Source organism: Streptomyces sp. NPDC037421, from assembly GCF_055602105.1.
This window is the reverse complement of record NZ_JBVJWV010000001.1, coordinates 43,125-62,520: the sequence shown is the minus strand read 5'-3', so window position 1 is coordinate 62,520 and position 19,396 is coordinate 43,125. Positions and strand designations below refer to the sequence as shown.

Here is a 19,396-nt window from a genome sequence, read left to right as displayed (position 1 = left end):
CCCGTTTCCGTCCACCGCAGACACCCCGGGGCTTCGCCTGTGGGGGGGGGAAGCCCCCTTTCCCAAAACGACGGAGCCCTCCCTGCCTTTGGCGCCCCCCCCCCCCCCCCCCAGGGCGGCGAGGACGAGCCCGCCCGCCGCCGCCCCCACGGTGTACCAGAGCAGATCGGGCGCGTTGAAGGTGGACCCGAGGACCAGCCGGGCCACCGTGCTGCGCCGGGAGAGCTCCGCCGGCACGGCACCGAGCTGGAGGAACTCGACCGCCCAGCTGACGGCCAGCGCGGCGGCCGCGGCCCGCGGCGCCGTCAGCCGGGGCGCCACCAGCACGACCAGGGCCAGTACCAGGACGGTGTACAGCGCGTCACCGCCGTACTTCGCCACGCTCCCGCCGGCCACCGCCCGCAGGCCCAGCCCCGCCGCGACCACCACGGCCGCGGCTGCCGCCGCGGTCAGCCGGGCCCGGATCAGCACACGTCCCCGCCCGCGTCGGCGAACAGACCGGCGGGCGTCCCGTCCAGGACGAACCCGTTGTCGAAGCGGACGCGGACCGTCACGCGGGGCCCCTGCTCCCGGTGGGCGGTCCACTCCGGCTCCAGGGCCGCGATCTGCTCCTCCAGCTGCCGCCTGCTCCCCGCCGGCATGTCGTGCCCGAACGAATCGAAGAGCGACTTGAGGCGCACGTACTCGCGGACCCCGTGGCTCTCCCGCGGCTCCTCCCGGTCCACCCGCTCGACCGTCCCCGCCGTGCCCGCCGCCAGAGCGAGGAACCCGGACACGGGCGCGGGCGGGGCGCCGGAGCCGTCCGTCGCCGCCAGCGGACCGGCGAGCCCGATGTCGGCCGCCAGCGTCACCCGCCGGCCTTCCTTCAACGTCATGGATCCTTCGTCTCCCGGGTCGGTGCGCATCGGTGCGGGTCAGTGCGCGACGGTGCCATTATCCGGTGCGGACCGGGCGGCACCGGTCCCCGGGCCAGCCCGGCCGAGCAGGTACGCACGGGACGCGTGCACCTCGTCGCGCAGGGCGCCCAGGTCCACGTCCAGGACCTGGCCGTTCCACTTGCGCGGTTCGCCACCCACGAGCACGGCGCCGATGTTGCGGGCGTCCGCGCCCAGTACGAGGGTCCCGACCGGGTCGTTCAGCGGCATGTTGTTGAGGTCCTCGGCCCGGACGGCCATCAGGTCGGCCTTCTTCCCCGGAGTGAGGGAGCCGGTGATGCCGTCCAGCCCGCTGGTGCGGGCCCCCTGGAGCGTGGCGAAGTCCAGCACGTCGTGGGCGGTGATGCGCCGCGCCGGCCGGCCGGTGCCGTGGACGGCGTTGACCGCGCGCATCCGCTGGATGGCGTGCAGGGCCCGCATCTGCGTGAACATGTCGCCGGCCAGAGCCACTTCGACGTCGATGCTCAGACCGGGACGGACCCCGGCGGCCAGCGCCTCGTCCACGGCGGGAACCGCCGTCTCCAGCCCGATCTGCGCCTCCGAGGTCGGCGCGAGGGCGACCGTCGCACCGCTCCTCCCGATCGCCGCCCACGCCCCGCGGCTGAGCCCGGTGGCATGGATGAGCGTCACGTCCGCGCCGAGGACGCCCTGCCGCTCCCAGTCCAGGACCGCCTCCGACGAGGAGGCGCCGAAGACCGCGTCCACGCTCACGCCTATGCCCAGCTCCCCCGCCACGCGCGCGAGCCCGGGACCGTAGGCCAGGACGGGCCCGGCGATCTCCCCGGTGGCCAGCGCCCCCAGCCGCAGCGTCAGCAGCTGGTCGTCACTCGCGAACCAGCGGTCCCTGAGCCGGGCGAGGTCCCCGGGCCACTGCCCGTCCCACTCGCCGAAGTGCGGGCCCATGGACGCGTGCACGCCCCGGATGCCCGAGTCCAGGAGGCCCTGGACGGCGGCATCGGAGTGCTCGGGGGTACGGGAGTTGTGGGAGAAGTCGAGCATGCAGGTGATGCCGGCGTCGATCGCGCTCAACGCGGCCAGCCGGGTTCCGACGTACATGTCCGCCGGCCGGTACGCGGGCGCGTAGCCCGCCAGCGTGGACCGTACGTACGAGCCGAGGTCGTCGACGTCCGGCATGATCCGGCGCAGCTGGCTCTGCCAGGCGTGCCGGTGGGTGTCGACGAACCCCGGGGCGAGGATCGTGCCGGCCGCGTCGACGGTCACCGCGCCGTCAGCGCTCAGGCCGGGGCCGACCGCGGCGATGGTGTCGCCCTCGACCAGGAGGTCGGCGCCGTGGAGCACACCGAGGGCGGGGTCCATCGTCACGACGGTCGCGCCGGTGAACAGGACGCGCCGGCCCGGATCGCCGGACCGGCGGCGGATGCCTTCGAGGACGGCGGGGCATGACGTGCCGGAAACGGGCATGGAAGGTCCTGTTCGACGAGCGGAGGGGGTACGCGTCCAGCGTCGGCCCGTCCGGCCGCCCCGGCCAGGCCGCCCCCTGCCCGGGTACACGGCACCCGGGCTCCGCAGGCCCGGGCCGGCGGAGCGGACCGGCTCAGCCCGCGGCGGGCCGGCCCAGGGGGAGCAGGTACTGGAGGGGGCGGTCCAGGTCGTCCAGGCCGAACAGCTCGTGGGCCAGGTCGTCCTGGAAGCCGCCCAGCGGCATCGCGCACAGCCCCAGCGCCGACGCCGTCAGCAGCAGGGACTGCGCCAGGTGCCCGGCCTCCAGCAGGCCCAGCCGCAGCGCCCGCAGGCCGTAGCGCTGCCGCATCCGGCCGAGGTCCACGTACAGGCCGAGCACCACCGGGACCTCGTCCACGACCAGCGCCCGCGCATCCCCGGGCGGCGCCGTCATGTACGCGGACACCGCCTTGAACTCGCCGAGCGCGGGCGCGTCACCGACCCGCACCAGCGCGCGCCGGCCCGGCAGGCACTGGTACGCCCCCGGCGCCAGCCCCTCCACCCCGAACGCGAACAGCCGGATCCCCGCCGCGTAGAGGCCGCCCGGACTCGGATAGGGGCGGTGCGCGAAGGGCACCCCGGAGCCGGTCGTGTGGCTGACGGCATGGGCGCCCCACAGCAGCGTGCCCAGCTCCCCGGCGTCCAGCGGACCGGTGAGCCCCCCGCGGACGCTGGTCCGGCCGGTGACGGCGGCCCACAGCGAGACCCCGGGCACCGGCCCGCCGGGCAGCGCCACCTCCTCCCCGTCCGCCGCCGTCTCGCCGGGAGCGGGCCGCAGAGCGTCCCCGGAGTCCCAGCCGGGCCGGACCTTGCTGCGCTCCAGGTACCGCCAGTCCGGGGCCAGGTGCCCCTCGGGGAAGTACGCCGCGGGCTCGCCGGTGTCGAGCAGGGCGTGCGCGGCCAGCCGGTACACCGCCCGCTCCTCGTCCGGGTCCACCCCGAGCCGGTTGCACAGCAGGCGCAGCTCGGAACCCCACTCCCCGGCCCCCGCCGCCGCCCGCACCCCCGCCGCCCAGGCAGCCACCGGCCCCGTGGCCGTGCCCCGCGCCAGGGCCCCGCGCACGGCCGCCGCCCGGCCGGCCAGGCCCGCGCGCTGCGCCGCGTACACGGCCGTCACGTGCGCGTGCACCATGCTCGCCGGCAGCGCCCGCCCCGCGCCCGGCCCGAGCCGGCCGGACACCGCCAGCCCGCGCAGCCAGCGCGCCGCCGCGAAGCGGTCCATCCCCAGGGCCCAGGCCGTGGCGTGCGCCAGGTCGGCGGCGACGGCCAGGCGCCGGCCGCCGCGCGCGGTCCCGGCGACGCAGTCCACCGCGGTCCGGGTGGACAGGGCCGCGAACCCCGGGCCGGCGGACGGCGGGCCCGGCACCGCACGGACCTCCGCCGCCGCGGACAACGCCCCGACCACGCGGGCGGGTCCGCCGTCGCCGGCCGGGCGGCCGCCGTGCACCCGCACCCTCAGGTGCGCCCCGCCCTCCTCGTGCCGTTCGAACTCCCAGGCGGCGGCCCGGCCCGCGGCGACGAGCCCGTCCAGCAGCGGCGCGAGTTCCTCCACGAGGAACCCGTCGACGGCCTCGGGCCCGGTCCGGGGGAAGCAGTGCAGGACCGGCCAGGAGCCTCGCGGAGCGGTGGTCACGCAGATCTCCTCAGGGGAAGGGGTGCGGATGCAGCGGCAGTTCGTCGTGGCGCAGCGGCCCGGCGGCCCGGCCCAGCCGGTGCGGGACCTCCAGCAGCCGGGGCAGCCCCCGGGTGCGCCGGTTGACGTGCCCGAAGGTCATCGGCAGGGCGCCCGGAACCACCGCCTTGGCCGTGTGCAGGCCGAGACGCTCGCGTATCCCCGCCTCGTCCTGCCCGACCACGACCACCTCCAGCCCGGCCCCCGCCAGCCGCAGCACCGTCGCGTCCAGCAGCCCGGCCAGGTCCACGACCGGCTCGGGCGCCCCAGGCCAGGCCTCCCGCCAGGGAGCCGGGCGGTCGTCGCCCTCGTACAGGAAGTCCAGCCTCGGCCGGGCCTCCGGCAGGCCGTACAGGGCGGTGTGGTCGGACAGGGTGACCACCAGCTCGGGCCGCTCCAGCATGGGCCGCAGCCTGCGCGGATCACAGCTGCCGGGATCCGCCCTCAGCCGCTGGGCGGCGTTGAACACGTTGGTCACCGCCTCCACCACGGCGGAGCGGATCGCGGCACGCGGGTCGTGGTGGGCCCCGGCAGCCAGGAACACCTGCGGCGCCGCCGACCGCGGATCGGCGTGCCGCGCGACGGCGATGACGGCCGGGACGCCGAAGTCGTTGGTCGCGTCCAGCAGCGCGAGCCCGTAGCCCGCCAGCTCCGCCCGGTCGGCGAGGTGCAGCACCTCGGGGTCGTCCTCCGGCAGCGCGATCCGGCGCAGCGGGGTCCTCCCGTACCAGGCCATCAGGAACGCGTCGCGCTCCGCCACCTCGAACAGCCCGTACAGGGCCGCCTCTTCGGGGCTGTTGCCGAGACCGCATCCGCTGGAGCACTCGTAGACGACGCGCGGCCGGCCCGGAGCGGGATCCCAGTACGCGACGTGCTCGGGCACGGCGACCGGGCGCGCGCGGGTCAGCGACCAGCCGTGCACCCAGTCCAGCTCCAGGTCCGGCGCGTAGGGGACGGTCGGCGACGCCGGATGGCCGTGGTGGGCGGGGTCGGGCAGTCCCAGCCGCTCCGGGTCCAGTGCCCGCTCCGGTCCCAGCTCGGCGTAGGCGGCCCGCAGCACGGTCCGCCTGCCGTGCGGGCTCATCCCCGTGAGCCGCTCGACACCCTCGAAGAGGGCCACCCGCTCGCTGCTGTCCCAGTCGCCGGCCCGGCCGTACCCGCCGTCGGGCACGTCCCGTCCGAGGGTGACGTACGCGCTGGTCAGGCTGTGGACGGAGTCCTCGGTACGGACCACCCGGTGGACCGGCCCGAACCGCTCGTCGTACAGCTCCGCGCGCAGACCGGCCCTGTCCGTACGGCCGTTGGCCCCGCGCAGCACCCCCGGATCCGGCAGCGGGACCCCGCTCCGGCGGGGCCGGGCCGCCGCGGCGTCGTCATCGGGCAGGGGCAGGCACACCGCGCAGCCGCCGACCGGCCGGAAGGCGTGGCTCGACCAGCCGGCCCGGCCGCCGTGCACGACCCGCACCGGGGTACCGGCGCCCGGCGCGGGGGCGGGCTCCGCCAGCAGGTCGGCGGCCAGCGCCGCGACGGCGTCCGCCAGGGCGGGGGAGGGGCGGCCGCCCAGCCGCAGCCCCGGGCTGTGCCACGGGACGCGGCCGCCGATGGTGGCGAGCCGGCGGTACTCCGCACAGGAGAGGCAGCCCACCGCGCCGGGCCGCAGCACCGGGCCGACCACGGTCAGCGCGCCGTCGCCGCGCACCGGGACCAGCGCCACCGGATGGCGGAGCGCGTGCCGCGACAGCTCGGCGGCGGTGTCGAGGGTCCAGTCGTCCAGGACCACCACGGCCCGCCCCCGCGTGGTGCCGAGAGCGCCGCGCGCGTCGAGGACGGTCAGCCCGAGTGCGGCGAGGGCCGCCCCGAGCGGTGTGCCGGTGCCGGGCCGGTCCGAGGCGTTCACCGAGGTCCCCCTTCCGGGACGGTGCCCTTGTGGTCCTGGGTGCCGAGTACGGTGAACCCGCAGCCGCGCAGTGCCGCGAGGACGGCGTGCGCCCCGGGTCCGGAGGGCTCCCAGGGGCGGGTGCGCAGGCCGGTCAGCTCCCGCAGGGCGGTGTGCAGGCGGGCTTCGCGCCGGGCGACCCCGGCCCACCAGCCCGCGGCCCAGCTCTCGTCCTCCCACGGCGCCGGGACCACCCCGGCGGCCGCGAGCGGGCACAACTCCCCGCCCGGTGAGGTGATGTGGCGGGCCGTCGGATCGGCCGCGCCGGCTTGTACGCGGACCAGCGCGGCCAGCACCGCGAAGGCCGCCGCGTCCCCGGCCGTGGCCTCCACCGCCCGCCCGAGCAGCCGCCCGGTACGGCCGGCGGCGCGCACGTCGGCCCGGTGGGCGGCGCCGTGCGCGTCCAGCGGGGTCACGCTCAGCTCCGCCCGCACCCCCAGCCGGCGGGTCAGCACGCCCCACCAGTGGCGGGCCTGCGGGTGCCCGCCCCCGTACGGGTCCCAGGGCGCGGCCCCCGCCCCCGGCGCGGGCAGCCGCAGCGCGGCCCGCCGCAGTGCCCGCCCCAGCGCGTGCCCGGGCCCCGCCCCGGCCACCACGCCCGCGCCGCCGCACCGCAGTTCCGCCGCACGGCACACCGCGTCGAGGCGGGCGAGGTCGGCCCGGGCGGCACCGGCCACGAGCCGCCCGCCGCCCGGCGCCGGGCAGCCGGCCAGCGCCACCGGAAGCTGCGGCAGGGCCCCGGTCAGCGGCGGCGCCACCACCCCGAGGCGCTCGTCGCCCAGCGCGGCCACCCCGGCCAGCGCCTCGGCGAGGGTGCCGGGCGGCGCGGCCGCCTCCGGGGAACCCTGGGGCCAGGGCCGGTACTCCGACCGCGGCGGGCGCTCCCCGGCGACCAGCACCAGGGGGAACCGCGGCCGCCCCGATCCGGGCCCGACGGCGTCCTCGGAGCCCGGATCCGGCAGCCCCGCCACCGCGCACAGCAGCCGCTGCACGGCCCCGCCCGCCACCAGGGCGGTGAGCGCCGGGCCCGTCGGCGGCAGGTGGCCGGGCTCCCGGCCGGGGGCGAGGCGCCCGGCCAGCGCCGCCGTGGCCGCCAGGGCCCGTGCCGGGCCGCCGACGGGGCCGCCGACCGGGGTGACGAACGCCCCGCCGGGGTGGACGGCCGCGCCGACCGCCCACTCGGCGCCGTCGGCACGGGTGGCGCGGAGCAGCACCCGCCCCGGGCCGCCGGCGGCCCGGGCCCGGACCGCCGGGATCCCGGCGCGCGCCAGGGCCCGTACGGCCGCCGAGGCCAGGGGTCCGCCCGGATCGGCGGCCCGTACCTCCACCCGGGCCCCGGCGAGGGCGGCGGCCGCCTCGGCGGGACGGCCGGCGACCGTGAGCAGCCACTCGCCCGCCGGGGCGCCGTCCGGCGGAGCCGGGGCCTCCACCAGCATCCCGTGCGCGTGGAGCTGCCCGATCAGCGCGCACAGCGCGGCACGCAGCGGCGTACCGGCTCCGGCGCGGGCGGCGAGCTCCGCGGCGCCGTCCGTCCGCAGCGCCTCCTCCAGCATCCGCCACAGCGCCGGCAGCGCGGGACTGCCCTCCAGGGTGACGCTGCCGCTCCAGCCCCGCAGGTGGAGCCCGCCGGCGAGGGGGCTCGCGATGACACCGGGCCGCAGCCGCCAGGCCCGCAGGACGTCCAGCCGGTCGGGCTCCCGGTCGGGCGCGGGGGACACGCCGGACACGTCCGGCGGCGCGGCGGTCATGACGCACCCCCGGGGCTTCCGGCACGGTAGGTCTCCACCACGACCTCGACGGCACGCGCGGGGACCTCCCGTGCGCCGGGCGCGGGCAGGGCCTCCTCCAGCACCAGCCCGTCGGGATGGCGGGCGAGCCACTTGCCGAGGCAGCGCAGGTGCAGCGCGTTGCCGAGGTCGACGAACTGCGGCTTGGGCAGCGCCTGCCGGTACCGGGGATCCTCCGGCGCCGCGGCGGCCTCCGCGGCCGTCACCAGCGGCGGGTGCAGGAACAGCTGGTCGGGCACGCCCAGCAGGGCCCGCCAGCGTGCGGCGGCGGCGAAGGGGACCTCCCCGCCGGCCGTGTCGGCGGCCAGCGCGGCGCGCAGCGCACCGACCGTGCCGGGCGCGAGCTTCCAGCGCCGGCGCCGCAGCACGACGTGCCGGTGGCGCAGCCGGGGGGTGCGCACCAGCGGCCCGCCGGGGACCTCGGTGACCACCCGGGGCACCAGGGAGGCGAAGGAGACGACGCCTTCGGGATGGTCGTGGACCAGCGGGGCGTCCCGCGTGGGGAGCAGGCCGCTCACCAGCAGACCCGGGTAGAAGACGTCCAGCGGCTCGCCGGTGTCGCGCAGCCGCAGGCGCACCTGGTCGGTGGTCTCGTCGTGGACCAGCTCCACGTCCGAGTCGCGCAGCGGCGCCCGGTCCCCGCGGCCGTCCGCCGCCCGCGGGCCGTACTCCTGGGAGACGATCTCCTCCGGCATGAACCGGGGCTGCAGGTTGGCGTTGAAGCCCTGGACGGGGCGGAACTGCACCGGCCGCGAGCCGGGTCCCGCCGCGTGCGCGACCTGCCGGGTGACGGCCTCGACGGCGTCCGGGCCGAGCAGGCCGAAGAAGCGGCTCCCGGTCCGCCCCCAGCCGCCGTAGAGGTGGTTGAGGGCCAGCAGCCCGCGCCGGGCGTCCCGCTGGACGAAGTGCGCGTACGAGAGCGGGCGCGTCGCCGCCCAGGCGGGCAGCCGCGCGGCGTAGGCCCCGACCAGCTCCGCGGGCAGCACCACATCGGCGTCCGGGTCCTCCCGGAGGGCGGCCTCCGCCCGCACCGCCTCCTCGAACGAGGCCCGCAGGCGCACGAGTCCGGCCGCGCGGCTCGGCAGGGCGCCGAGGCCGTCCCGCGGGGTGAGGAGCGCGTCCCGGACGGTGTCCTGCCAGGCCGCGACCGTCGAGGGCCCGAAGTCCCAGACGGGGTGGCAGACCCCGCCCCGGCCGTAGCGGGCCACGAACCGGTCGCGCAGGGCCCGGCGCACCAGGTGCCCGAGGTCGTACAGCTCGGCCAGGGCGGCGACCTCGCGCAGCGCCTCGTGGTCCTCGGCGGTGAGGAGGCCGTCGGCGTCCACCGGGCGCCGGGCCACCACGTCCTCCGCCAGCACGGGGGGCACCGGGTCCGCCGCGGGCAGCGGCCGTCCCGCCGAGGCCAGCAGGGCCGTCCAGCGTTCGCGCAGCAGCGCGAGCAGCGCGGTGCGCTCGCGGGGCCCGGCCGCGCCGAACTTCCGTGTGGCGTCGGCGACTTCGTCGACCCGGCAGGCCAGGGCGGTCTCGCCGCCGTCGCGCAGCCAGGCGGCGAGACGCCCGAGCGGGTCGGCCTCCTGCGGTCCGACGGGCGGTACGGGGACCAGCAGTCCGGCCTCCACGAGCTGGTCCAGGTACGCCATGGCGGCCGCCCGGTCCCCCGGAGCGGCCAACGCCGCCGCCAGCCGCGCGGGCGTCGCGGGAGTGCGGCACAGCCCGGCCACCCGCTCCAGGGGGGCGCTCGCCGCGACCTCGACCTCGTCCTGCCCGGGCACGGTGAAACGGCCGACGGCGGACAGGCCGCGGGCCCGGGCGAAGGTGGCGCGCCCCTCGGCCGTACGGGCCGCACTCGCCATCCGGTGCGGGAGCCGGGCCCGCCGGGCGGGGTCGGTGAGCAGCGCCTCGCACAGGGCGGCGACCAGGCCCCGGCCGGCGCGCACGCGGTTGCCGACCGGGCCCGGCAGGCCGTCCTCCCCCCAGTCGGGGCCGCCCGGCTCCCGGGAGCCGGGCCCGGCCGGGAGCGGACCCCAGCCGACCGCGGTGTACCAGGAGACGGGGCTGCTGCGGGTGGCGGCGCGCACGGCGTGCCGCAGCACCCCGGGTTCCTCCTTGCGGGCGCGGCGCCCGGCGGCCCCGGCCCCGGCCCGCTCGACGGCGGCCAGCAGTTCGGCGCTGGTCGCCGAGGCCGCGAGGGCGAGGGCCGGCTCGCGGCACTGGGCGGCGAGGGCGCGGCGCTCCGCCGCCAGGGCGGCCGCGGCCGGGACGCGGAGCCGGTCCCGCAGGGAGGCGAGCCGGCCGCGCAGCTCCAGCCACTCCCGCAGCGCCGGGACCCGTTCGGGCAGGTCGCCGAGCGAGTCGAGGAGCGCGGGCCGGGGGTCGCGGCCGTTGTGCAGGGCCCGGCGCAGCGGCAGCACCACGTCCCGGTGGAAGGCGTCGGGGTGGTCGCCCCGGCTCGCGTACAGGGCGTCGGTCAGTGCGGGCGTGAGCCGGGCCAGCGCGCCCTCCAGCCGCGTCAGTTCCTCGGACGCGGCACGGAAGGCGGCCGCGTCCGGCGACTGCGCGGGATGGGTGAGCGTCGTCGCGCGCACCAGCGCGTACGAGGAGGTGCGCACGGCGGGGGCGGGGGAGGTCATGGCGTCCCGGGTCCTTCCGGCTCGGCCTGGTCGGGGGCAGGAAGCGGACCGCCCGCTCCGGGCCCGGGTGCGGGCGCCGGAGCGGGCGTCGGCAGGGGCACTCTCAGATGACGCCGGGAACCGTCTGCGGCTGCTGCGTGACGCACTGGCAGGCCGTGGCGGTGGGGATGCCGCACGTGGAGGTGGACGAGCCGGCGGCGAAGGCCGAAACGCCCGCGGTGTCGCGCATCGCGGTGACGGTGATGCCGCCGAGGTCCAGGTCGTGGGCCTCGAAGGACGTGGCCGCGTCGAAATCTGCCATGAGAACTCCCAAGGGTGTGGGGCGACTTGTGATGGCTGGATCCTTGTTGCGGACGAGCGGTCGCAACGCTAGCTCCCAGGGTGGCCCGGTCGCAGCGGACCGTTTTCGACATCGCGGGGTAACTCCACGTGAAACCAGGGAAGTTGACCGAAAGGCAGCACAACGCGCCCCCGAACGGACCCGGTCGGCCAGGCGGCACGCCGCCCCACCGCCGAAATCGGGCCGGTCTGGCCGCAAACCGCCGCCGGGAGCGCGGAGGCAGCGGGAGCCGCTGTCGTGACGGGTGCACGGGTACGGGGGCTGCGGCCGTGCCGTGGAGGCAGTTCATCCACGCGGAGCGGCGGAAACAGCAAAGGCAAGGAGGTCAACCCACTCCTTGCCACTCTCAAGTTATAACGCACCGGGGGGCTTGCGGCAAGGCCCCGGTCGTAGCGCAGAATCGCTGGCCTGAGCCGAACACACCGCAACACACGGGTCGCGAACGAACGCCCCCGGATCGGAGCCGCATCAGTGAACCCGCTGACCACCAGCGTGTTTGACCTTCCCGACCACCTCGGCGCCAAGGCCGCCCCGAAGCTGGTCGCCGGGGACGAGCGGCACTTCGCCGCCATCGAGGAAAGCCTGGAACGGACGATCGCCGAGGTGTCCGAGCGGCTCGACGCCGCGCGCCGGGCCCCCGGCGGCATCGGCCGGGAGGCCATGGACCGGGACGCGGAGATCCACCGGCTGACCGCGCGCCTGCGCGTGCTGCGCCGTTTCGGCCTGGACCTGTGCCTCGGCCACATCGTCCTCGCCGACGACCCCGAGCCCCTGTACGTCGGCCGGTTCGGCCTCACCGACAGCACGGGCCGCCGGCTGCTCGTCGACTGGCGCTCGCCGGCCGCCGAACCCTTCTTCGCGGCCACCCACGCCAACCCGATGGGCCTGGCCAGCCGCCGCAGGTACCGCTGGAACCGCGGCCGGATCGGCGACTACTGGGACGAGGTGTTCACCGTCGACGGGCTGGAGGGGCACGCCGCGCTCGACGACCAGTCGGCCTTCATCGCGAGTCTCGCGGGCAACCGGTCGTCCCGCATGCGGGACGTCCTGGGCACCATCCAGGCGGACCAGGACGCCATCATCCGGGCGGGATCCCGCGGCGCCCTCGTCGTCGACGGCGGTCCCGGCACCGGGAAGACCGTGGTCGCCCTGCACCGCACCGCCCACCTCCTCTACTCGGACCCCCGCCTGGGCCACCGCCGGGGCGGTGTGCTCTTCGTCGGTCCCCACCGCCCCTACCTGTCCTACGTCGCCGACGTGCTCCCCAGCCTCGGCGAGGAGGGCGTACAGACCTGCACCGTCCGGGACCTCGTCGCCGAGGGCGCCACGGCTGTGCCCGAGAGCGACCCGGAGGTGGCCCGCCTGAAGTCCACCGCGGACCTGGTGAAGGCGATCGAGACGGCCGTCAGGTTCTACGAGGAGCCGCCCGCCCAGGGGATGACGGTCACCACCCACTGGGCCGACGTCCGGCTGACCGCCGGCGACTGGGCCGCGGCGTTCGACGCGGTCGAACCCGGCACTCCGCACAACGAGGCGCGCGAGCAGATCTGGGACGAGCTGGTCACGATCCTGCTGGACAAGCACCACGACGAAGGAGACGGCGACGGGGACGACCTCTCGCCCGAGCTGCTGAACAGGTCGCTGCGGCAGAACCGGGAGCTGGTGACCGCCCTCGACCGCGCGTGGCCGGCGCTGGAGGCGACCGACCTCGTCGCCGACCTGTGGACGGTCCCCGCCTACCTGCGCAAGTGCGCTCCCTGGCTCAGCCGCGAGGAGGTGCGCACGCTCCAGCGGGAGGACGCCGAGCGGTGGACGGTCTGCGACCTGCCCCTGCTGGACGCGGCCCGGCACCGGCTCGGCGACTCGCAGGCGTCCCTGCGCAAGCGCCGGCACGAGGCCTCCGTCGCCGCCGAACGCGAGCGGATGGCCGGCGTCATCGACAGCGTGCTCGCGGCCGACGCCGACGGCGAGGGCGCGGTGACGATGCTGCGCGGCAAGGACCTCCAGGACAGCCTGATCGACGAGACGGCGCTGCCCGCCGTCGACCGGGACCTGCTCGCGGGCCCCTTCGCGCACATCGTCGTGGACGAGGCGCAGGAACTGACCGACGCCGAATGGCAGATGCTGCTGCTGCGCTGCCCCTCCCGCAGCTTCACCATCGTCGGGGACCGGGCGCAGGCCAGGGACGGGTTCACGGAGTCCTGGCGGGAACGGCTCGAACGGATCGGGCTCGACCGGATCACCATGGCTTCCCTGGGCGTCAACTACCGCACCCCGCAGGAGGTCATGGCCGAAGCCGAACCGGTCATCCGGGCCGCCCTCCCGGACGCCAACGTGCCGGCCTCCGTCCGCAGCAGCGGCATCCCCGTCGTCCACGGGTCCGCCGCCGAACGGGACTCGGTCCTCGAAGCCTGGCTCTCCGCGCACGCGGAAGGGGTCGCCTGCGTCATCGGCGATCCCGCGTTCCGTGCGACGCCCCGCGTGCGGTCGCTGACACCGCAGCTGTCGAAGGGGCTGGAGTTCGACCTGGTCGTCCTCGTCGACCCGCAGGAGTTCGGCACGGGCGTGGCGGGCGCGGTCGACCGCTACGTCGCGATGACCCGGGCGACCCAGCGCCTGGTGGTCCTCACCGGCGCCGACCGGCGGTAGCGGACTTCCGTCGGTGCCGTGGGACCGGACCGGCTGCGCGGGGCCGGACCGGTTGCGCGGGGCCGAGTCCGCGAGGAAAACGGTCTCCGACCGCCGCCCCGCACCCCCGGCCGCCGTCGGGGGTGACGGCGCCGCGGGAGCCGGGGCGGGAGCATCCGCCCGGCGGGCCGGCCGCCGGTCAGGCCGTCCCGGTCAACGCCCGCACCAGGCGCTCGACCCGGGCCCGGACCGAAGGCCCCGCCCCGGCCGGGCCGGTCATCAGAAGGTGGTGCAGCGTCCCCACCAGTGCCAGCGCGGCCGACTCCACGTCCACGCCGGCCCCCACCCGCCCGAGGGTCTGCTCCGCGCGCAGGTAGCCGCAGACCGCCCGTTCGACGGCGTCGAACCCCGGGGCACCGCCCGCCCAGGCCTCCCGCACCCGCCGCGCCGCGGCCGGCCGGGTCACGGCCAGTCCCACGAGACCAGGGTCCAGGGACAGCACCGCCGACGCCACGTCCGCGAGGTTGTCCGCCACCGCGCCCGCGCCCGCCCTGGCCGGGAGCCCTTCCGAGAGGGCGGCGGCGGCCCCGAAGCGGAAGAGGACGAGCTCGGCGACGAACTCGTCCAGACCGGCGAAGTGGGTGTGCAGCACGCCCTTGGCACAGCCCGCCTCCTCGGTGACGGCCCGGCTCGTCAGGGCGGCGGCCCCGTCCCGGGCCAGGACGCGGTCGGCCGCCTCGAACAGCCGCTCCCGCAGGCCTTCGATGGCCACTCCTCGCGGTGACATCAACATCCTCCCGGTGTAAGGGGATTGCCAGTATGGGCACATGCCCATACTGTTTGGGCACTCGCCCATTCTAGGTGCCCGCCACTCTTGCCGGAGGTCCTTCCGCATGCACACCACCAACAGCGCCAACACCGCCCAGGCCGAGGCGTGGAACGGCTACGAAGGAGCCCACTGGGCCGCCCACCACGACCGCTGGAACGCGGTCAACGCGGGCTTCGACCGGCCCCTGCTCGCCGCCGCCTCGATCCGGCCCGACGGGCGCGTCCTCGACATCGGCTGCGGGGCCGGCGCCACCACCCGGCTGGCGGCCCGGACGGCCCACCGCGGCCACGCCCTCGGCCTCGACCTCTCCGGCCCCATGCTCGACCGGGCGCGTGCGGTGGCCGCGCGGGAGGGCATCGCCAACGTCTCCTTCACCCACGGCGACGCCCAGACCCACCCGCTGCCCGAAGCCGCCTACGACGTCGCGATCAGCCGGTTCGGCGTCATGTTCTTCTCCGACCCCGCCGCCGCGTTCGCCAACATCGCCTCGGCCCTCAGGCCGGGCGGCCGCGTCGCCCTCCTGTGCGCGGCCGAGCCCGAAGGCAACGAGTGGCTGACGGCGCTCACCGCACTCGCGGACGTCCTGCCGGTCGGGGGCTTCGGATCGCCCGGCGGGCCGGGCATGTTCTCGCTGGCCGACCCCGGCACCGCGACCGGTCTGCTGCGGACGGCGGGCCTGCGCGACGTCCGTGCCGAACACGTCCGGGCGCGGGGCACCTGGGGCCGCACCGCCCGCGACGCCGCGGACTTCCTCCTCGACTCCGGCCCCGGCCGCCATCTGCTGAGCGCGGTCGACCCCGACGCGGGCGCCCGGGCCCGGGACCGCCTGACCGACACGTTCCGGGCGTACGAGGCCGAAGGCGCGGTCAGGCTGAGCAGCACCGGCTGGCTCCTGACCGCGACCCGCGCCGCCTGACCCGCGCCGCCTGACCCGTACCGCCACGGCGGGGCCCCGGACCCCGGGGCTCAGTAACCCCAGACGCTGAGCTCGACGATGGCCGCGAACAGGTGCTCCCAGACGTCCCCGCCGGGCGTGGCGGGGTCCACGGCGAGCGGGTCCAGGGCGGCCGCCTCGCGCAGGAAGTCCCGCTTGCCGTTCTCGCCGGGGTACGGGCTCCAGCACGCGCCCATGAACCGGTACACGGCCTCCAGCAGCCGTACGAAGGTCTCCACGTCCCGGGCGAAGAGGAACGGCCCCTCGCCGTTGCGGACCATCCAGACCGCACCCGTCTCCGGGTGGACGGACACCCGGCCGGTGTCGCCGTACCTCAGGTCGAAGGTGCCGAGCGGCAGCAGGCCGTGCTCCTCGGGCCCCACCCGGTGCGCGTCCGCCCCGGTCCACCCCAGGGTGAACGAGGCCACCCCCGCCGCCCACCACCGCGGCAGCCCCGCGGCCGCGATCACCTCCCGGGTGGGGGAGTGGACCAGCGCCGCGGGCTGCTGCCCGGGCTCCAGGCGCAGGACCCCGTCGGCCCCGAAGGCCTCCGCCAGCCGGCCGGCGTCGAGCGGGGTCCCGGCGGGCGACGGCCCCGCGAACCAGGGGCCGCCCGCCCCCCACCCGACGGCCTCGGCGGGCCGGGCGGCCGCGGGCCGGTCGCCGTTCCGCTCGACGACCGCCATCCCGCGCTCCTCGGCGAACGCGAACCGGCCCCCGCCGAGCGGCACGGGCTCCTCCCAGGTCCCCGGCCAGTGGAGGACCGGCTCCTCCTCGTCGTCGAAGAAGACGTCCTCCCCTTCGGCCACGGCGTCGTACGGCCGCTCGGCGAACTCCCCCTCGGCCGGGGCGGGGACCCGCTCCCCGGTGGCCGGGTCGAACCAGCGCTCGCCCGCCCACTGTGCCTCGACCTTCAACAGGACCCGGCCGTCCGGCGCTTCGTGGACCTCGACGTGCGCGCCGCCGGACAGGTTCGGCTGGGCCCGGTAGGCCCCGACCGGACGCCACCAGGCCCAGACCGTCCGCCACGGCATGTCCGGAGCGGCCCCGGCGACCAGTGCGGCGTACGCCTCGTGTCCCAGCACCCGAGCCCCGAAGTACAGCCACGACGCGAACTCCGCGCGCGACACCTCGGCCCCGTCGAGCACGGCGACCGCCTGTCCGAAGGCCTCGCGCCCCACACCCCCGCCCGTGGCGGGCAGTTCCGTGAGGGCTCCGGGTCCGGCCGCCAGCAGCGCGGCGGGAGAGGCGAACAGCTTGTCAAGATCGTCAAGAGCCATGGGCCCATGCTGCCACGCCCCACCGACAGGCCCGCCGCTCCGTACGGACGACCCCCTGCCGGACGGCGGTACGAGCGCGCCGCCGCTCCGCGGCCACCCCGGGGACACCGCCCGCACCGGATCCGCGGCGGTGCCGTCGACATCCGGAGGCGGTGCTGGTGGCGTCGGCGGCCGAGGCGCGGACGCGGAAAGCCCTTCGGCCCGGACGGTCTCCGCCGTCCGTACCGGGTCCCCGCGCCCCGGCCGCCCGCGGAGAACCCGCCGGACACCCCTGAGGGCTGTCCCGTGATCCCCGGCGGGCCGCGGCCCCTGGACCCGGACGGCCCCGGGGGTGTCTTTCCGGCCGGTCGGGCCGGGCCAGCGCGCCCCGCCCCGGTCGGCCGGGCAGGACGTGCTTCCATGGCGGACGTGCCCGGCCCGGCACTCCCCGCCCCGCCGACGGAAGGCGCCCGATGGCCGCGATCCTTTCCCCCGCGACCCGTTACCCCGAGACCACCCCCTGCGACATCGGCCTGCCCGTGCTGCGCCTCGTGCTCGGTGTGATCATGGCCGTCCACGGAACCCAGAAGCTGTTCGGATGGTTCGACGGCCCCGGCCTCAAGGGAACCGGCGTGTTCTTCGCCAAGGCCGGCTACCCGGCGGGCGAGGCCACGGCGGCGGTCGCCGGCCTGACCGAGACCCTCGGCGGTCTCGGCCTGATCCTCGGGCTGTTCACCCCGCTGGCCGCCGCGGCCGTCGTCGGCGTCATCATCAACGCCATCGCCGTCAAGTGGACCGGCTCCGTGTTCGGCCCGGAGGGCGTCGAGTTCGAGTCCCTGATCGTCGCCGCCGCCGTCACCCTGGCCCTGACCGGCCCGGGCCGCTTCGCCCTGGACCGCTTCCTGCCGGTCCTGCGCGCCCACCGGCCGGTCCACGGGCTCGCCGCCCTCGCCCTGGCGGTCGTACTCGCCGCCGTGGCGCTCCTGCTGCGGGACTGATCCGCCGGGCATCATGGCCGGGTGACGACGCAATCCGGCGACGACCCCGGACGCGGCCCGCGCGAGCGGCCCGTCCTGCTGCCCTACGCCGATCCGGCCTTCGTCGCGGACCCGTTCCCGCTGTACCGGCACCTGCGCGAAGAGGCCCCCGTCCACCGCGCGGTCATCGCGGGAGGCCTGGACGCCTGGCTCGTCACCCGCTACGAGGACGGCCTGGAGGCCCTGTCGGACCCCCGCCTCAGCAGCGACGTCCGCGACGCCACGGACGCCCGCCTCCTGCGGCAGCTGCCCGGCACGGAACGCGAGGCGATGCTCGGCAACATGCTCCGCAGCGACCCGCCCGACCACACCCGGCTGCGCCGCCTGGTCTCCAAGGCGTTCACCGCCCACCGGGTGGCGGGGATGCGGCCCCGGATCCAGGCCGTCGCCGACCGGCTGCTCGACGCGGTCACCCCCGCCGGCCGCGCCGACCTCGTCGCCGACTTCGCGCTGCCGCTCCCCGTCACCGTGATCAGCGAACTGCTCGGCGTCCCGGTGGACGACCGCCACGACTTCCAGCGCTGGACGGACCGCCTCATCACCCGCGGCGCGGAGCCGCCGGACCCCGCCGTGGTCAACGAGGCCTGGCAGCACATGCGCGGCTACGTCACCGGGCTCATCCGGGACAAGCGGACGAGCCCCGCGGACGACCTGCTCAGCGACCTGGTCGCCGCCCGGGACGAGGAGCGGCGGCTGACCGAGGACGAGCTGATCGCCATGGTCTTCCTGCTGCTGGCCGCCGGCTACATCACCACGGTCAACCTGATCGGCGGCGGCCTCGCGATGCTGCTCGCCCACCCCGACCAGCTCGACCTGCTGCGCTCCGATCCCGGGCTGCTGCCGGGGGCCGTCGAGGAGTTCCTGCGCTACGACGGCCCGGTCAGCCCCGGCATCGCCCGGTTCGCCCGCGAGGACGCCGAGATCGCCGGCGTGCGGATCCCGCGCGGCTCGACCGTACTGATCGCCTCCGCCATCGCCGACCGGGACCCGGTGCGCTTCCCCGACCCCGACCGCCTGGACATCACCCGGCGGGACAACGCCCACCTGGCGTTCGGCCACGGCATCCACTACTGCCTGGGCGCACCGCTGGCCCGGCTCGAAGGCGAGATCGCCATCGGCACGGCCCTGCGCAGGCTCCCCGGGCTCGCCCTCGGGGTACGGCCGGACGAGATCCCCTGGCGCCCCGGCGGCCTGCGCGGCCCCCTGGCCCTCCCGGTGGCCTTCACCCCGGACACCCCCTAAGGGCTGTCGCGCCGCATGGCGGCCGGCCGTGCGAACCGGCCGGCCGGGCCGTCGGCCTCAGCCGAACCAGACGACCAGGCGGACGTTGCGGTCCCCGTGCACGGCCGCGAGCGCGCGCATCGCCGCCCATACGGGTCCCCAGCCGCCGTCCGGCGGGACGAACATCCGGGGCGTCAGGACCACCGGGCGGTACTCGGCGCCGTTCAGGCGGACGCCCGCGCCCGGCGGCCACTCCGGCGGCATCAGGTCCTCGCCGAAGGCCTCCTCCGCCGCGTCGAGGACCTCGGCCCGCGCCCAGACCACATCGTGCAGCACGGGCCCGCCGTCCGGGCCCGGACGCCACTCGCCGAGCCAGGACCAGGCGGGAGCGTCGCAGACCGGAACGTCCCAGTCGACCGCCGCGACCTCCGCCCAGGTGGCGTACGAGTGGCCGTGGTGCAGTTCCCCGCTCGTCCGCGGAACCGGATCCGAGACATCGTCAGGGACTCCCCGCTGGTCGAACAGCGGCCGGTCCACACCGAGGCTCCCGCCGAAACCGAAGAGGCACTCCCAGACGTGACGCTCGCGCCCGAGCCCGAAGTCCAGCAGGCTGCCGACCGTCTCCCAGCGCCCGCCGGGCCCGCGCGCCTCGATCACCCCGTCGATGTCAACCCCCACGGCCGAAGATCCTAGACGGGCTCAACCATCCCCGGCCCGCCGGAGTCTT

General features: G+C 77.0%; 15 protein-coding genes. 4 read left to right on the top strand and 11 right to left on the bottom strand.

The window, feature by feature from the left end; genetic code table 11:
* The 8 genes from ACZ7IF_RS00285 to ACZ7IF_RS00250 all read right to left on the bottom strand — a co-directional run.
* On the bottom strand, positions 1 to 471 hold a 471-nt coding region (locus tag ACZ7IF_RS00285; protein ID WP_470960823.1), incomplete at its 3' end, for a ribosomal maturation YjgA family protein.
* Positions 465 to 875 carry a hypothetical protein gene (locus tag ACZ7IF_RS00280; protein WP_470960821.1) on the bottom strand — a complete coding sequence of 137 codons (411 nt, stop codon included), beginning with the start codon at positions 873 to 875 and terminating at the stop codon, positions 465 to 467. The genes ACZ7IF_RS00280 and ACZ7IF_RS00285, both read right to left, overlap by 7 nt.
* A gap of 39 nt (positions 876 to 914) precedes the next feature.
* On the bottom strand, positions 915 to 2,357 hold the full coding sequence (locus tag ACZ7IF_RS00275) for an amidohydrolase family protein (RefSeq protein WP_470960819.1): 1,443 nt from the start codon (positions 2,355 to 2,357) through the stop codon (positions 915 to 917).
* Between the two features lie 133 nt (positions 2,358 to 2,490).
* The gene (locus ACZ7IF_RS00270) at positions 2,491 to 4,029 is read right to left on the bottom strand and encodes a nitroreductase family protein (protein WP_470960817.1); all 1,539 of its coding nucleotides are present in this window, start codon (positions 4,027 to 4,029) and stop codon (positions 2,491 to 2,493) included.
* A 10-nt stretch (positions 4,030 to 4,039) separates the two neighbouring features.
* A complete protein-coding gene (locus ACZ7IF_RS00265) occupies positions 4,040 to 5,965 on the bottom strand; it encodes a TOMM precursor leader peptide-binding protein (protein WP_470960815.1) in 1,926 nt (641 codons plus the stop codon).
* Entirely contained in the window at positions 5,962 to 7,752 is a 1,791-nt protein-coding gene (locus ACZ7IF_RS00260; protein ID WP_470960813.1) for a hypothetical protein, read from the bottom strand. The genes ACZ7IF_RS00265 and ACZ7IF_RS00260 overlap by 4 nt, the downstream gene beginning before the upstream one ends.
* Positions 7,749 to 10,421 carry a lantibiotic dehydratase gene (locus tag ACZ7IF_RS00255; RefSeq protein WP_470960811.1) on the bottom strand — a complete coding sequence of 891 codons (2,673 nt, stop codon included), beginning with the start codon at positions 10,419 to 10,421 and terminating at the stop codon, positions 7,749 to 7,751. The genes ACZ7IF_RS00260 and ACZ7IF_RS00255 overlap by 4 nt, the downstream gene beginning before the upstream one ends.
* A 103-nt stretch (positions 10,422 to 10,524) precedes the next feature.
* Entirely contained in the window at positions 10,525 to 10,722 is a 198-nt protein-coding gene (locus tag ACZ7IF_RS00250; protein ID WP_007268133.1) for a thiopeptide-type bacteriocin, read from the bottom strand.
* Between the two features lie 510 nt (positions 10,723 to 11,232).
* On the opposite strand from ACZ7IF_RS00250, the gene helR reads away from it, so the two are divergent.
* Complete coding sequence (helR, locus tag ACZ7IF_RS00245; RefSeq protein ID WP_470960809.1) at positions 11,233 to 13,410, top strand: RNA polymerase recycling motor ATPase HelR; 2,178 nt, start codon at positions 11,233 to 11,235, stop codon at positions 13,408 to 13,410.
* A 178-nt stretch (positions 13,411 to 13,588) separates the two neighbouring features.
* Here helR and ACZ7IF_RS00240 read toward each other — a convergent pair whose 3' ends face one another.
* Positions 13,589 to 14,176 carry a TetR/AcrR family transcriptional regulator gene (locus ACZ7IF_RS00240; protein WP_470960807.1) on the bottom strand — a complete coding sequence of 196 codons (588 nt, stop codon included), beginning with the start codon at positions 14,174 to 14,176 and terminating at the stop codon, positions 13,589 to 13,591.
* Positions 14,177 to 14,282: 106 nt separating this feature from the next.
* Between ACZ7IF_RS00240 and ACZ7IF_RS00235 the strand changes: the two genes are divergently transcribed.
* The gene (locus ACZ7IF_RS00235) at positions 14,283 to 15,134 is read left to right on the top strand and encodes a class I SAM-dependent methyltransferase (protein WP_470960805.1); all 852 of its coding nucleotides are present in this window, start codon (positions 14,283 to 14,285) and stop codon (positions 15,132 to 15,134) included.
* A gap of 50 nt (positions 15,135 to 15,184) precedes the next feature.
* Here the strand turns inward: ACZ7IF_RS00235 and ACZ7IF_RS00230 are convergent, their stop codons facing one another.
* Positions 15,185 to 16,432 carry an SUKH-4 family immunity protein gene (locus tag ACZ7IF_RS00230; protein WP_470960803.1) on the bottom strand — a complete coding sequence of 416 codons (1,248 nt, stop codon included), beginning with the start codon at positions 16,430 to 16,432 and terminating at the stop codon, positions 15,185 to 15,187.
* 452 nt (positions 16,433 to 16,884) lie between these two features.
* On the opposite strand from ACZ7IF_RS00230, the gene ACZ7IF_RS00225 reads away from it, so the two are divergent.
* Both ACZ7IF_RS00225 and ACZ7IF_RS00220 read left to right on the top strand, forming a co-directional pair.
* Complete coding sequence (locus tag ACZ7IF_RS00225) at positions 16,885 to 17,409, top strand: DoxX family protein (protein ID WP_470960801.1); 525 nt, start codon at positions 16,885 to 16,887, stop codon at positions 17,407 to 17,409.
* Positions 17,410 to 17,430: 21 nt separating this feature from the next.
* Positions 17,431 to 18,690, top strand: a complete 1,260-nt coding sequence (locus tag ACZ7IF_RS00220; RefSeq protein ID WP_470960799.1) for a cytochrome P450 family protein — start codon at positions 17,431 to 17,433, stop codon at positions 18,688 to 18,690.
* 57 nt (positions 18,691 to 18,747) lie between these two features.
* Here the strand turns inward: ACZ7IF_RS00220 and ACZ7IF_RS00215 are convergent, their stop codons facing one another.
* On the bottom strand, positions 18,748 to 19,347 hold the full coding sequence (locus ACZ7IF_RS00215) for a hypothetical protein (protein ID WP_470960797.1): 600 nt from the start codon (positions 19,345 to 19,347) through the stop codon (positions 18,748 to 18,750).
* Between the last annotated feature and the right edge of the window lie 49 nt (positions 19,348 to 19,396).

Excerpts from the sequence above, each read along its gene's own strand:
- ACZ7IF_RS00280 (WP_470960821.1), bottom strand. The coding sequence starts at position 875 with ATGACGTTGAAGGAAGGCCGGCGGGTGACGCTGGCGGCCGACATCGGG.
- ACZ7IF_RS00275 (WP_470960819.1), bottom strand. The coding sequence starts at position 2,357 with ATGCCCGTTTCCGGCACGTCATGCCCCGCCGTCCTCGAAGGCATCCGC.
- ACZ7IF_RS00260 (WP_470960813.1), bottom strand. The coding sequence starts at position 7,752 with ATGACCGCCGCGCCGCCGGACGTGTCCGGCGTGTCCCCCGCGCCCGAC.
- ACZ7IF_RS00255 (WP_470960811.1), bottom strand. The coding sequence starts at position 10,421 with ATGACCTCCCCCGCCCCCGCCGTGCGCACCTCCTCGTACGCGCTGGTG.
- ACZ7IF_RS00250 (WP_007268133.1), bottom strand. The coding sequence starts at position 10,722 with ATGGCAGATTTCGACGCGGCCACGTCCTTCGAGGCCCACGACCTGGAC.
- ACZ7IF_RS00240 (WP_470960807.1), bottom strand. The coding sequence starts at position 14,176 with ATGTCACCGCGAGGAGTGGCCATCGAAGGCCTGCGGGAGCGGCTGTTC.
- ACZ7IF_RS00235 (WP_470960805.1), top strand. The coding sequence starts at position 14,283 with ATGCACACCACCAACAGCGCCAACACCGCCCAGGCCGAGGCGTGGAAC.
- ACZ7IF_RS00230 (WP_470960803.1), bottom strand. The coding sequence starts at position 16,432 with ATGGCTCTTGACGATCTTGACAAGCTGTTCGCCTCTCCCGCCGCGCTG.
- ACZ7IF_RS00225 (WP_470960801.1), top strand. The coding sequence starts at position 16,885 with ATGGCCGCGATCCTTTCCCCCGCGACCCGTTACCCCGAGACCACCCCC.